12 protein-coding genes and 4 pseudogenes are annotated in these 13,526 nt (G+C 33.1%); all 16 read left to right on the top strand.

Annotation, left to right across the window (positions count from 1 at the left end; genetic code table 11):
* Positions 1 to 30 precede the first annotated feature (30 nt).
* The 16 genes and pseudogenes from P5P87_RS23030 (at position 31) to P5P87_RS22960 (ending at position 13,526) form a co-directional block, all read left to right on the top strand.
* Positions 31 to 1,432 (top strand): annotated as a pseudogene (locus P5P87_RS23030) (anthranilate synthase component I family protein).
* Positions 1,433 to 1,500: 68 nt separating this feature from the next.
* Positions 1,501 to 1,944, top strand: coding sequence for a hypothetical protein (locus tag P5P87_RS23025; protein ID WP_198856635.1), 444 nt, complete (start codon positions 1,501 to 1,503; stop codon positions 1,942 to 1,944).
* Positions 1,945 to 2,032: 88 nt separating this feature from the next.
* Positions 2,033 to 2,599: an anthranilate synthase component II gene (locus tag P5P87_RS23020; RefSeq protein WP_198856636.1), complete on the top strand. Its 567-nt coding sequence runs from the start codon at positions 2,033 to 2,035 to the stop codon at positions 2,597 to 2,599.
* Between the two features lie 139 nt (positions 2,600 to 2,738).
* Positions 2,739 to 3,732: pseudogene (trpD, locus tag P5P87_RS23015) on the top strand (anthranilate phosphoribosyltransferase).
* 74 nt (positions 3,733 to 3,806) lie between these two features.
* On the top strand, positions 3,807 to 4,586 hold the full coding sequence (gene trpC, locus P5P87_RS23010) for an indole-3-glycerol phosphate synthase TrpC (protein WP_278020730.1): 780 nt from the start codon (positions 3,807 to 3,809) through the stop codon (positions 4,584 to 4,586).
* Positions 4,587 to 4,753: 167 nt separating this feature from the next.
* Positions 4,754 to 5,386, top strand: a complete 633-nt coding sequence (locus P5P87_RS23005) for a phosphoribosylanthranilate isomerase (RefSeq protein ID WP_278020729.1) — start codon at positions 4,754 to 4,756, stop codon at positions 5,384 to 5,386.
* 12 nt (positions 5,387 to 5,398) lie between these two features.
* Positions 5,399 to 6,579, top strand: a pseudogene (gene trpB, locus P5P87_RS23000) (tryptophan synthase subunit beta).
* 80 nt (positions 6,580 to 6,659) lie between these two features.
* Positions 6,660 to 6,980 carry a gamma-glutamylcyclotransferase family protein gene (locus P5P87_RS22995; protein ID WP_198856641.1) on the top strand — a complete coding sequence of 107 codons (321 nt, stop codon included), beginning with the start codon at positions 6,660 to 6,662 and terminating at the stop codon, positions 6,978 to 6,980.
* Between the two features lie 6 nt (positions 6,981 to 6,986).
* A complete protein-coding gene (locus P5P87_RS22990) occupies positions 6,987 to 7,715 on the top strand; it encodes a carbon-nitrogen hydrolase family protein (protein WP_278020728.1) in 729 nt (242 codons plus the stop codon).
* A gap of 164 nt (positions 7,716 to 7,879) precedes the next feature.
* Positions 7,880 to 8,641: a tryptophan synthase subunit alpha gene (trpA, locus tag P5P87_RS22985; protein ID WP_278020727.1), complete on the top strand. Its 762-nt coding sequence runs from the start codon at positions 7,880 to 7,882 to the stop codon at positions 8,639 to 8,641.
* A gap of 104 nt (positions 8,642 to 8,745) precedes the next feature.
* Positions 8,746 to 10,362 carry a M1 family metallopeptidase gene (locus tag P5P87_RS22980; protein ID WP_278020726.1) on the top strand — a complete coding sequence of 539 codons (1,617 nt, stop codon included), beginning with the start codon at positions 8,746 to 8,748 and terminating at the stop codon, positions 10,360 to 10,362.
* Between the two features lie 131 nt (positions 10,363 to 10,493).
* Entirely contained in the window at positions 10,494 to 10,868 is a 375-nt protein-coding gene (locus P5P87_RS26230; RefSeq protein WP_422854079.1) for a TetR/AcrR family transcriptional regulator, read from the top strand.
* Positions 10,869 to 10,897: 29 nt separating this feature from the next.
* The gene (locus P5P87_RS26225) at positions 10,898 to 11,122 is read left to right on the top strand and encodes a hypothetical protein (protein WP_422854106.1); all 225 of its coding nucleotides are present in this window, start codon (positions 10,898 to 10,900) and stop codon (positions 11,120 to 11,122) included.
* Complete coding sequence (locus P5P87_RS22970) at positions 11,112 to 11,519, top strand: TolC family protein (RefSeq protein WP_278020725.1); 408 nt, start codon at positions 11,112 to 11,114, stop codon at positions 11,517 to 11,519. The genes P5P87_RS26225 and P5P87_RS22970 overlap by 11 nt, the downstream gene beginning before the upstream one ends.
* A complete protein-coding gene (locus P5P87_RS22965) occupies positions 11,509 to 12,432 on the top strand; it encodes a TolC family protein (protein ID WP_278020724.1) in 924 nt (307 codons plus the stop codon). The genes P5P87_RS22970 and P5P87_RS22965 overlap by 11 nt, the downstream gene beginning before the upstream one ends.
* A gap of 12 nt (positions 12,433 to 12,444) precedes the next feature.
* Positions 12,445 to 13,526, top strand: a pseudogene (locus P5P87_RS22960) (HlyD family secretion protein).

Raw genomic sequence — 13,526 nt, 5'->3', positions numbered from 1 at the left:
AAATTAACGAACAACATAAAACTATATATTTTGAAACCTTTTATTCTTAATACACATTACAAACAAATTCTGGCAGATACAGTAACGCCAGTAAGCATTTATTTTAAAATCAGAGATAAATTCCCAAATAGTTTATTACTAGAAAGTAGTGATTATCATGGAAATGATAACAGTTTCTCTTATATCTGCTTGCAATCCTATCGCTACTATTAAAATCGAAAATGAGACAATCTCAAAAACTTTTCCTGACGGAACTTCTGAGAAAACTGTGATCGATGCTTCAACAAATATTCCTCAGGTAATTCAGGAATTTTCAAGCCAATTCAAATCAGAAAAAAACGATTTTAAATTCATCAACAACGGTTTATTTGGATACATTTCTTATGACGCTGTTCGTTATTTCGAGAAAGTATCTATTGCAAAAAAAGACAATGCAACTTCAATTCCAGATGTTTTTTATGCTGTTTATCAAAACATTATTGCAATTAACCACTTTAAAAATGAAGCTTATATTTTCTGCCACAGTTTAGACGGAAAAAATAATATTGCAGAAATCGAGCAATTATTGCAATCAAGAAATATTGCTTCTTATAAATTTTCTAAAGAAGGCGAAGGTTTCTCTAACTTGACTGATGAAGAATTTAAAGCAAATGTGGCTTTAGCCAAAAAACACTGCTATCGCGGAGATGTTTTTCAATTGGTTCTTTCTCGACGATTTACTCAAGGTTTCAAAGGAGATGAATTCAATGTATACAGAGCTTTAAGAAGCATTAACCCTTCTCCTTATTTATTCTTTTTTGATTACGGAGATTTCAAAATATTCGGTTCTTCACCAGAAGCACAAATTATCGTAAAAGATAGAAAAGCCGAAATTCATCCAATTGCGGGAACTTTCAAAAGAACTGGAAATGATGAGCGTGATGCACTTTTAGCTAAAGAACTTTCTGAAGATAAAAAAGAAAACAGTGAACACGTTATGCTGGTTGATTTAGCGAGAAACGATTTAAGTAGAAACGGACATGATGTAAATGTAGAAAAATACAGAGAAGTTCAGTTTTTCTCTCACGTAATTCACTTAGTTTCTAAAGTTACAGGACATTTACACGATAAAGCAACAACAATGCAAGTCGTAGCAGATACTTTTCCAGCAGGAACTTTAAGCGGAGCACCAAAACACAGAGCTATGCAATTAATTGAAGATTGCGAAAAGACAAATCGTAACTTCTATGGAGGCGCAATCGGAGTTATGGATTTTGACGGAAACTTTAATCATGCGATTATGATTCGAACTTTCCTTTCTAAAAATCACCAATTGCATTGTCAAGCAGGAGCTGGAATTGTAGCAAGTTCTGACGAAGAAAGTGAAATGCAAGAAGTTTACAATAAGTTGAGAGCCTTGAATACAGCGTTAGAAATGGCAGAACAGATTTAGTTTCAAGTTATTGAAACGTGAAACTTGAAACCTGAAACAATTAAAAACAAACCATAAAACCACAAACTATGAAAAAAGCAGTATCAATTTTAGTTTTAATCATTACCCTTAGTTCTTGCAATTCAGAAAAAAAACAAAACCCTATTGAAGGAACCTGGCGTCTTATATCAGCTGAAACGACAGAGAAAGATTCTACTTTTTCGACTTTCAATACAAAAACAAAAATGATTAAAATTATAAACGATACACATTTTGCTTTTTTTAATCATGATTTGAAAAATGGAAAAGATTCCACATCAGCATTGTTCTTTGGCGGAGGCGGAAAATATACTTTGAAAGATAGTATTTACACCGAAAATCTGGAGTTCTTCAACAACCGTGATTGGGAAAACAACAAATTTGAATTTGTAGTGAAAGTTCAAAACGACACCTTAATTCAAAAAGGAGTAGAAAAAGTAGAAAAATTAGGAGTAGATCGTATTATAGTAGAAAAATACGTTCGAGAAAAATAATAAAAAAATTAGTTGCCAGTCTCAGTCTCCGTTTTTAGTAAAAAACTTAGCATCTCAGAACCTTAGCAACTTAGCAACTTAAAAAAAAATGAAAAAGATTTTAGTTATAGACAATTACGATAGTTTCACTTACAATTTAGTGCACTATTTAGAAGATTTAAACTGCGAAGTTACTGTTTACAGAAACGACGAATTTGATATTGATGAAATTGCATCTTTCGAAAAAATATTACTTTCTCCAGGACCTGGAATTCCAGATGAAGCTGGTTTGTTAAAAGCAGTAATCGAAAAATATAGTCCAACAAAAAGTATTCTTGGCGTTTGTTTAGGACAACAGGCAATTGGAGAAGTTTTTGGCGGAACACTTTCTAACCTTGATAAAGTATATCACGGAGTTGCAACAAACGTAAAAACTTTAGTAGACGACGAAATTTTATTTGAAGGTTTAGGAAACGAGTTCGAAGTTGGAAGATACCATTCGTGGGTAGTTGATAATAATTTACCCGAAGATTTAGAAGCAACTTCGGTAGATGAAAACGGACAAATTATGTCTTTACGTCACAAAAATTATGATGTAAGAGGCGTTCAATTTCACCCAGAAAGCGTTTTAACACCAAACGGAAAAAGGATTTTAGAGAATTGGATTAACAGCTAGTCAAAAGTTTTAAAGTCGAAAGTCATAAAGTCAAAAAAAGGTCTTTCGCTATTTTAAAACTAAAAAACACAAGAAAAAAATGAATTACAAAGTCAAGGACTTTAAGGCCTTCGACTTTAGACTTTAAGACTAAATTTCAATGAAAACTATATTAAACAAATTAATCAACCACGAAGTGCTTTCTAAAGAAGAAGCAAAACAAGTATTGATTAATATTTCAAGCGGTCACTACAATCCAAGTCAGATTTCGGCATTTTTGACTGTTTTTATGATGCGCAGCATTACTATTGACGAACTTTCGGGCTTTCGCGAAGCTTTATTGGATTTATGCATTCGTGTCGATTTATCAGCTTACAACACAATCGATTTATGCGGAACGGGCGGTGACGGAAAAGACACTTTCAATATTTCAACTTTAGCCTCTTTTGTATCTGCAGGAGCAGGAATAAAAGTAGCAAAACATGGAAATTACGGAGTTTCATCTATTTCTGGATCAAGCAACGTAATGGAAAAAATGGGAATTAAATTCAGCAACGATCCATCATTTTTAGAAAAATGTATTGATCAGGCTGGAATCTGTGTCTTGCACGCTCCCCTATTCCACCCAGCAATGAAAAATGTTGGACCAATTAGAAAAGAATTGGCGGTAAAAACCTTCTTTAATATGTTAGGTCCAATGGTAAATCCAGCATTTCCACAGAATCAATTGGTTGGAGTTTTCAACTTAGAATTGGCGAGAATGTATGCGTATTTATATCAAAACACCAATACCAATTTCACGATCTTACATTCGCTTGACGGATATGATGAAATTTCATTGACTGGTCCAACAAAAACAATTTCTAACCACATGGAAGGAATGTTAAATCCAGAAGATTTTGGCGTTCGTCTTTTATCGCAAACAGAAATTGAAGGCGGAAAAACAATTGAAGAATCTCTCGCAATTTTCACGAATATCATTTCTGGAAAAGGAAACGAAGCTCAAAATAATGTAGTTTGTGCCAATGCTTGCAATGGCAATTTCAACCGTTACAAAATGCTCTCAAAAAGAAGGATTTGAATTAGCAAAAGAAAGCCTATTGTCTGGAAAAGGATTAACAGCTTTACAGAAATTACAAGAATTAAGTAAATAAAAAACAAACACAAATTTCACGAATTAGCACTAATTAAATTTGCGCCTTTGTGACTTCGTGGCAAAACAACAACAATGAATATTTTAGATAAAATAATAATAGACAAAAAAAGAGAAGTGATTTTGAAGAAATCGATTATTCCGGTTTCACAATTGGAAGCTTCAGTATTTTTTGGAAAACAGACGATTTCTCTTAGTCAGAAATTAAAAGAAAGTAATTCTGGAATTATTGCAGAACACAAACGCCGTTCTCCTTCAAAATCAATCATCAACAATAATTTTACAGTTGAAGAAGTAGTTAAAGGTTATGAAACTGCTGGCGCATGCGGAATCTCCGTTTTAACTGACGGAAAATACTTTGGCGGTTCTCTAGACGATTTACTTCTGGCAAGAGCTTCAGTAAATATTCCGCTTTTACGAAAAGAATTTATTGTAGACGAATATCAGATTCTAGAAGCAAAAGCTCACGGAGCCGATTTAATTTTATTAATCGTTGCCGTTTTAACGCGTGAAGAAATTAAATCTTTATCTGAATTTGCAAAAAGTTTAGGTTTAGAAGTTCTTTTAGAAGTTCACAATCAAGAAGAACTAGAAAAATCAATTATGCCAACTTTAGATATGATTGGCGTAAACAATAGAAACCTAAAAACGTTTGAAGTAAGCTTAGATTTCAGTAAAGAATTGGCATCTCAAATTCCAAACGATTTTGTAAAAGTTTCTGAAAGCGGTATTTCATCAATTGAAGCCATTCAAGAACTTAAACCATACGGTTACAAAGGTTTCCTAATTGGAGAAAACTTCATGAAAACTGATAATGCTGGATTAGCGACGACGGAATTTATTAGTAAGATATAATTTTGGTTTGCCACAAATTACACAAATTTCCACTAATTAAATTCGTGCTAATCCGTGAAATTCGTGGCAACAATATAAGCGCAAAGCTTTGCGAACTTTTTCGCATTTTAAACACAATACAAAAACAAAAAACCTTAACGCACTTTGCGTTAAAAAAACACAACGAAATGAAACTCAAAATATGCGGCATGAAATATCCAGAAAATATCCTCGAAGTAGGCGCGCTCCTACCCGATTATATGGGATTTATTTTCTGGGAAAAATCTGCTAGATATTGCAACGGGAATGTTCCCGAGTTGATCAAAACAATCAAAAAAGTGGGTGTTTTTGTCAACCAAAGTCAGGAAGAAATTCTGGAAAAAGTTGAAAAATACAATTTGCAAGCAGTTCAATTACACGGAGAAGAATCGGTTGAATTTTGTTCAGCTTTAAAGGAAAAACTTCCAAAGAAAATTGAAATTATCAAAGTATTTTCGGCCGATGAAAATTTTGATTTTGAGATTATAAAGCCTTTTGAAAATGTCTGCGATTATTTTCTGTTTGACACAAAAGGAAAACTTCCAGGCGGAAATGGAACAACTTTCGACTGGAGCATATTAAAAAAATACAATTCGAAAAAGCCTTTCTTTTTGAGCGGTGGCATCGGAATGAATGAATTAAAAGCCATTGAAGAAATTTCAAAAACAAAACTACCAATTTACGCAGTCGATGTAAACAGTAAATTTGAAATCGAACCAGGGCTGAAAAATAAAAATCTATTTAGCAATTTCAAACGCAAATTTGATGTTGCCAACTTTTAAAATTTAAATAAAATGAGTTTTAACGTTAACGAAAAAGGATATTACGGAGAATTTGGAGGAGCTTACATCCCTGAAATGTTATATCCAAATGTAGAAGAACTACGTCAGAAGTATTTAAGCATAATGGATGAACCTGATTTTAAAGCAGAGTTCAATCAATTGTTGAAAGATTATGTTGGGCGCCCTAGCCCGTTGTATTTTGCAAAACGTTTGTCTGAAAAATACAATACCAAAGTTTATCTAAAAAGAGAAGACTTAAACCATACTGGAGCGCACAAAGTAAACAATACTATCGGGCAAATTTTACTTGCAAAACGTCTAGGAAAAAAAGAATTATTGCCGAAACTGGAGCTGGCCAACACGGTGTAGCAACAGCAACAGTTTGTGCTTTGATGGGAATTGAATGTATTGTTTATATGGGCGAAATTGACATCGCGCGTCAAGCACCTAACGTGGCTCGTATGAAAATGTTAGGCGCAGAAGTTCGTCCGGCACTTTCAGGCTCTAGAACTTTAAAAGATGCTACAAACGAAGCAATTCGTGACTGGATCAATAATCCTGTTGATACACATTATATTATTGGATCGGCAATTGGACCACATCCTTATCCAGATATGGTAACGCGTTTTCAAAGTATCATTTCGGAAGAAATTAAATGGCAATTAAAAGAAAAAGAAGGACGCGAAAATCCTGATTATGTAGTAGCTTGTATTGGTGGCGGAAGTAATGCTGCAGGAACTTATTATCACTTTTTACACGAACCGAAAGTTGGAATCATTGCAGTTGAAGCAGCTGGAAAAGGAGTTGATAGCGGTCATAGCGCAGCAACAAGCAAACTAGGAAAAGTAGGTGTTATTCATGGCTGTAAAACGCTTTTAATGCAAACTCCTGATGGACAAATTACAGAACCATATTCTATTTCAGCTGGATTAGATTATCCTGGAGTTGGCCCATTACACGCTCATTTGGCACAAACAGGACGCGGCGAATTTTTCTCTGTAACCGATGATGATGCTATGAATGCTGGTCTACAGCTTACAAAATTAGAAGGAATTATTCCAGCTATAGAAAGTGCTCACGCATTTGCAGTTCTAGATCAGAAGAAATTCAAACCTGAAGATGTTGTTGTAATCAGTCTTTCTGGGCGTGGAGACAAAGATTTAGATAATTATATAGATTACTTTAAATTGTAATAAAAATTGTAATTTGGGCGTTCAAATCCCGATACTTATCAGGAGACTGTACGCTAACAAATAAAGAGAAAATCATAATTATGGAACTATTATTCTCATACGGAACATTAAGATCGAAACAAACTCAGATGCAGATTTTTAATAAAGTTTTAAGTGGAAGTCCAGATCAAATACTGGGTTTCAAACTTAAAAGTTTACAAATTGAAGAAGAATTTGGAATGGCAGATTATGTTGTGGCTGTACCAAGTGAAAATTTGGAGGACATTATACATGGTGTTGCTTTTGAAGTTTCTAATCCAGAATTATTAAAAGTTGATCAATTCGAGTCTAATTCATACAAAAGAGTGCAAGTCAAACTTCAATCAGGAAGAACGGCTTGGGTATATACTGAAAATAAATAATTAAAAATGATTTTAGCGGCAGCGCAAACAAAACCAAAACGAGGAGATATATCTGCTAATTTACTGAATCATTATCAGCTTATTGAATTGGCTGCCGAAAACGGTGCTAATTTAATTGCGTTTCCAGAATTATCAATTACAGGCTACGAAAGAGAAAATGCAGAAGCATTGATCTTTACAGAAGACGATTATAGAATTGATCATTTAAAAGAATTATCGGTTAGAAATAACATTGTTATTATAGCTGGAGCACCAATTAAGATAGATTCGAAATTATATATTGGCGAATTTATTATAGCTCCAGACGATTCGGTTTCAATTTATACCAAACAGTTTTTGCATGAAGGCGAAGATGAATTCTTCGATTCGACATTCGATTTTAATCCGATGTTAACTATAGAAGATCAAAACATTTCTTTTGCAATTTGCGCTGATATTGACAATCCTTTGCATCCTGAAAATGCGGCCAAAAATGATACCGATATTTATGTAGCAAGCATTTTCTTTTCGCCAAACGGGATTCCAAATGCTTATAGAGATTTACAAAATTATGCTGAAAAACATAAAATGAATGTTTTAATGTCGAATTTTAGCGGAGAATCTTGGGGATCGCCTTCTGCTGGACAAAGCGCTTTTTGGAATAATAAAGGCGAATTAATTGCGCAAATGAATGATTCTGACTCTGGATTATTATTGGTTGAAAAAAAGGTGATGATTGGGAAAGCCAAATCATAAAATTTTAAATAAAGTATGCCACAGATTAAAGGATTTTCACAGATTAATTATTAAAGAGAAACAACCTTTAATTTAGAAATCATTTAAAATCCTTTAATCTGTGGCAATACAAATAACATGCCTACAAGGTTTTAAAAACCTTGCAGGAGAAAAACATACTAAAAATGAACAGAATAACTCAAAAATTACAAGAAGATAAAAAAATCCTTTCGATTTACTTTTCTGCCGGATATCCTAATTTAAACGATACTGTGCAGATTATTCAGGATTTAGAAAAAAACGGAGTTGATTTAATCGAAATCGGACTTCCTTTTAGTGATCCTTTGGCAGACGGACCAACCATTCAGGCGAGTTCTACACAGGCGCTTCATAACGGAATGACAACTCAAATCCTTTTCGATCAGCTAAAAAACATCCGCGAAAGCGTAAAAATTCCGTTGATTATTATGGGATATTTTAATCCGATGTTGCAATACGGCGTTGAAGCTTTTTGCCAAAAATGTGCTGAAATCGGAATTGACGGTTTAATTATTCCAGATCTTCCAGTTGATGTTTATGCAGATGAGTACAAAGCGATTTTCGAAAAATATGGTTTAATTAATGTGTTTTTAATTACACCACAAACTTCAGACGAACGTATTCGTTTTATTGACAGCGTTTCAAACGGATTTATCTATATGGTAAGTTCAGCAAGTGTCACAGGATCTCAATCTGGTTTTGGAAATACTCAGGAAACTTATTTCGAAAGAATTGCGGACATGAATTTGAAAAATCCTCAAATTGTTGGTTTCGGAATTTCGAATAAAGAAACTTTCAATCAGGCAACTAAATATGCAAAAGGTGCAATTATCGGAAGTGCTTTTATTAAACACTTAGCCGAAAACGGAAGTGGGAAAATTGCTGAGTTTGTTGGAGAGATTCGATAAAATAGATGTAAATTACGCGGTATTTCAATCTTAGAAACCGTGTTATGCGACAATATTCATTTGTACAAGTATTCTTCATACTTATTATAAATTTAATGTTTTGTATGGTATATGCGCAAGAAAACATAGCATTGCATATACCAACAAAACAAGACACTTTAAATGGTTCGATAACTCCTGAAAGAATCTGGTGGGATATTCAACATTATGATCTTACTATAAAACCTGATTACAATAGCAAAACGATATCAGGAAAAAATACAATTGAATATACTGTCGTTAACAAAAAACATTCTGATTTAATGCAGATTGATCTTGTTGTTCCTTTAAAAATTGACAGTGTTTTTCAGAAAGGAAAAAAGATCAATTATACTCAAAATGAAAACATCTGGTATATAAAACTGCCTAAAAAGGTACTTTCAAAGAAAAACAAACTAACTATTTATTATTCTGGAAAACCAACAGAGTCCATTAAACCGCCTTGGGATGGTGGTTTGGTTTGGGCAAAAGACTCTTTAAACCGTCCGTGGATTTCTGTTGCTTGCCAATATAAGGGTGCAAGTTTGTGGTTTCCTTGTAAAAATGCTCTCTATGATGAACCAGATAAAGGTGCAAGAATAAATATTATTGCTCCTAAAAATCTAATAGCTGTTTCAAATGGCCGTTTGACATCGAAAATTACAAATACAGATACTACTTCAACTTTTACATGGGAAGTTAAGAATCCTATAAATCATTACGGAATTACATTTTATATAGGCAATTATATCAATATCTCTGATACGTTTCAAGGCGAAAAAGGAAATTTGAGCATGGATTTTTGGGTACTTGACTACAATAAGGAAAAAGCACTAAATCATATGATTCCGGAAGTTAAACTAACAGTAAAATCTTTAGAGCATTGGTATGGACCTTATCCTTTTTATGAAGATGGTTTTAAGATGGTTGATGCCCCATATATAGGAATGGAACATCAAAGCGCCATTGCTTATGGCAGTTCATACAAAAAAGGCACAAATAAAAAAGGAGGCGATATTTCGAATACTGGTTGGGGCAAAAAAACAGATAAAATAATTGTTCACGAAATAGCGCACGAATGGTTTGGCAATACTGTTACTGCAAGTGACATTGCCGATCGATGGATTCAAGAAGGATTCGCTGGTTTAGCCGAAGAACTTGTTATAGCAGATATATGTGGAAAACAAGCTGGAAACGAATTCATGAACGGAAGATTTAGAACAATCGAAAATGATAAACCCATTATTGGTCGATATGGCATAAATGAAGATGGTAGCAATGATAATTATATTAAGGGCTGGGCCATTATGCACATGATTAAAAACATAATAAATGATGATTCAAAATTTCGAAAAATAATTCGTGATCTCACTCATGATTTTCATAATAAAACGGTTACAAGTAATGAAATCGAATCATATTTAAATTCAAAATCAGGAATTAGCTTTACCTTTTTGTTTGATCAATACTTAAGGACAAATAAAGTTCCTATTTTAGAATTCAAATACAAAAATGAAGAATTGAGCTATCGTTATATTGACTGTATTGAAAATTTTTCTATGCCAATTAAAACTAATTGGACAGGAGAGAATTTTATATATCCTTCGACATTCTGGCAGTCAATAAAAGTAGAGAATAAAGACACTCTTCAGGAATTAAAAATAGATTTAAACTTTTATGTAACGCTTAAAAAAGTCGATTAATCCCAACAATAGAGCCCTTTTTAATCTATAGACCTCGAAACCGTTTTATGTTAATATTATGTTAAAATAAAATTAAACAAGCGTTTAAATTAAACAACTGTTTAATTTTGCATCCGATTAGAAACACTATCATGTCAAACATCGAATTAAACGATAAAAAAATTCAGATTCTAAACGTCGCTGAAAAGCTTTTTTCTGAGAAAGGATTTGAGGGTACATCGATACGGGATATCTCCAAAGAGGCAAAAATTAATATTGCCATGGTGTCGTATTACTTTGGTTCAAAAGAAAGACTTCTGGAAGCTCTAATTTTCTACAAAACGGTTGATTTAAAATTACAACTTGAAAATTTATTGCAGGAAAATCTACAACCGCTTGAAAAAGTCAATAAATTAATCGAAATTTACATTAATAGAATTTGTCTTAACAAGGGGATTTACAGAGTTTTACATTTTGAACTTTACAATAAAAAAGAGAAAAAAGCCTTCAAGCTTTTACAGAATTAAAAAAAGGAAACTTAAAATCTGTCGAAAGTATTATCAACCAAGGTCAAGCTCAAGGCGTTTTTAGAAAAGATATTAATATCCAACTTATAACACCGACGATTATTGGAACCTTTTTTCATTTCCACATGAATCGCTCTTTCTTCGAAGAATTATTGGATTTAAAAACAGATGAAATGTTTAACAATTACATTAAAAACGATCTTACAAAGCACATTCAACAAACTATAAAAGCGCTACTTGTTTATGAAAATTAGTCAATTAATGCTCTTTGGAGTTTTCTTCATCGGAATATCTTCAGCAGAAGCACAAGAAAAAACAAGTTTAACCTTGGGCGAGGCCGTACAAATGGCTTGGGAAAAGAGTAACGAAGTTACGCTTGCCAATACTAAGGTAAACACAAAACTATACGAGTTAAAAACCGTAAAAAACAATCAATACCCAGATCTTAAAATTTCTGGCCAATATCAGCGTCTTACCAAAGCGTCGATTGATATGCCAAATCAAGGCGAAAGCGCTTCTCTAGCTTCTCCTGACAGAGCTATGTTAGGAATGGCAAATTTAAGTTTACCGATTTTTGCTGGATTTAAAATTCAAAGCAGCATCGATGCATACGACAATTTGTACGAAGCTGAAAGTGCAAATGCTTGCTAAAACAAAAGAAGATGTTGCTTTAAAAACAATCACTTATTATACGGCATTATACAAAGCGCAAAAAACTTTAGATGTTTTAAATGAAAACCAAAAAAGCGCAAAACAACGTGTTACTGATTTTACAGAGTTGGAGAAAAACGGAATCATTCCGAGAAATGATTTATTAAAAGCACAGTTGTTGGTTTCTAAAACACAATTATCTATTGATGAAGCCAATAATAACATTAATAATATCAATTACTACCTAACTACGTTGCTTAAATTAGATCCTAGCGTAAAAATTCAGGTAAACGAAGAAGATTTCTTTAATTTAAAAACAAGCAATGCTCCAACATCTGATGCTATAGCATTAGAAAATAGAAAAGATTTGGAAGCAGTTAGATTACAAGGAAAAGCTTCTGAAGCAAATATTAAAATAGCAAAAGCAGGATATTACCCAGCGATTTCATTGCTTGGTGGTTACACGGCATTAGATCTAAAAGATATTATTACTGTAAAATATGCTATGAATTTCGGAATCGGATTATCTTATGATTTATCTGGAATTCTAAAAAACAATGTGCATGTTAAAGAAGCAGAAAGCAGAGCTCTTGAAATAAAAAACACTGAAGCTATTATGACTGACAAGATTAAGGTTGAAGTTCAGAAATCTATTGAAGATTACGACTTAGCAATCAACCAAAGTGTTGTTTATGATGAAGCACTTCAGCAAGCTGCAGAAAATTACAGATTAGTTAAAGATAAATTTGACAACGGTTTATCTGACACTAATGATTTGGTAGAAGCGGATGTAGAACATTTAAACGCCAAAATTCAAACTGCTTTATCTAAAGCAACAATTATTCAAAAATATTACGAATTACTTTCAGTATCAGGACAATTATCACAATCATTCAATCTTTCTAAAATATAATCGATAGCTCTCATGGAAAAGAAAAAGACAAATAAAAAATTCATCATCATACTAACCGTAATGGTTTTATTGGGAGGAACTTACGGAATATCAAAATATTTACACGGTCAAGCTCACGAAGAAACAGACGATGCTCAGATCGAGAAAAAAATGAATCCAATTATCCCAAGAGTTTCAGGATATATTAGCAAAGTTTATGTGAAAGATAATGATTATGTAAAAAAAGGAGATACTTTATTTACTATCGATAAGAGAGATTACCAATTAAAGATTGATGAAGCTAATGCTTGCATTATTAGGAGCTGAAGGTCAATACGAAGCTGCAAAAGCTGATATTGGAAGTGCTTATGCAAGTATTTCTGTTTCAGATGCTCAAATGAGATCTGCAAGCGGTTCTATCGAAAGTGCAAAAATTAGATTGAGACAGCTTACAAACGATTATAACCGTTACAATAACCTGTACAAAACTCATACTATTACAAAACAACAATATGAGCAGGCGTTAACAGCAAAAGAAGAAGCAGAAAACCAAGTACGAGTTTTAGAACAACAACAAAAAGCTACTTCTTACCAAAAATCTGTTATTCAGTCAAAATCTAAAGTTTCAGACAAACAAACAGAAGTTGCAGCTGGCAAATATCAAAAAAGCAAAAACGATGCTTGATGTTGCTCACTTAAACCTTTCTTATACTGTAGTTACAGCTGCTATTGACGGTCAGGTTTCTAAAGTTGATATTCAGCCAGGACAATTGGTGCAGCCAGGACAATCTTTATTCTACATTATTAATAATAACGAAGCTTGGGTTGTGGCTAACTTCAAAGAAACACAATTAAACAAAATGGTTGTGGGACAAAAAGTAAGCTTAAAAGTTGATGCTTATCCAAACTATGAATTCAAAGGAACTGTAACATCATTTTCTCCTGCTACAGGATCTCGTTTTTCATTATTACCTCCTGATAACGCAACAGGAAACTTCGTAAAAACAATTCAAAGATTACCAGTAAAAATTAGTATAGACGAATCAAACGATCCTGAAAAAGTAAAACTTTTAAGACCAGGTATGAACGTTGACGTTGATGTACATTTGAAATAA

This window comes from Flavobacterium ginsengisoli, from assembly GCF_029625315.1.
Classification (GTDB): Bacteria; Bacteroidota; Bacteroidia; order Flavobacteriales; family Flavobacteriaceae; genus Flavobacterium; species Flavobacterium ginsengisoli.
Note: the sequence above shows the minus strand (reverse complement) of the source record. Positions and strands in the feature narration are given on the sequence as shown.

Bases quoted from the DNA above. Each gene is read 5' to 3' on its own strand.
- P5P87_RS23025 (WP_198856635.1), top strand. From the start codon at position 1,501: ATGAAAAAAGCAGTATCAATTTTAGTTTTAATCATTACCCTTAGTTCT.
- P5P87_RS23020 (WP_198856636.1), top strand. From the start codon at position 2,033: ATGAAAAAGATTTTAGTTATAGACAATTACGATAGTTTCACTTACAAT.
- trpC (WP_278020730.1), top strand. From the start codon at position 3,807: ATGAATATTTTAGATAAAATAATAATAGACAAAAAAAGAGAAGTGATT.
- P5P87_RS23005 (WP_278020729.1), top strand. From the start codon at position 4,754: ATGAAACTCAAAATATGCGGCATGAAATATCCAGAAAATATCCTCGAA.
- P5P87_RS22995 (WP_198856641.1), top strand. From the start codon at position 6,660: ATGGAACTATTATTCTCATACGGAACATTAAGATCGAAACAAACTCAG.
- P5P87_RS22990 (WP_278020728.1), top strand. From the start codon at position 6,987: ATGATTTTAGCGGCAGCGCAAACAAAACCAAAACGAGGAGATATATCT.
- trpA (WP_278020727.1), top strand. From the start codon at position 7,880: ATGAACAGAATAACTCAAAAATTACAAGAAGATAAAAAAATCCTTTCG.
- P5P87_RS22980 (WP_278020726.1), top strand. From the start codon at position 8,746: ATGGTATATGCGCAAGAAAACATAGCATTGCATATACCAACAAAACAA.
- P5P87_RS26230 (WP_422854079.1), top strand. From the start codon at position 10,494: ATGTCAAACATCGAATTAAACGATAAAAAAATTCAGATTCTAAACGTC.
- P5P87_RS22970 (WP_278020725.1), top strand. From the start codon at position 11,112: ATGAAAATTAGTCAATTAATGCTCTTTGGAGTTTTCTTCATCGGAATA.
- P5P87_RS22965 (WP_278020724.1), top strand. From the start codon at position 11,509: ATGCTTGCTAAAACAAAAGAAGATGTTGCTTTAAAAACAATCACTTAT.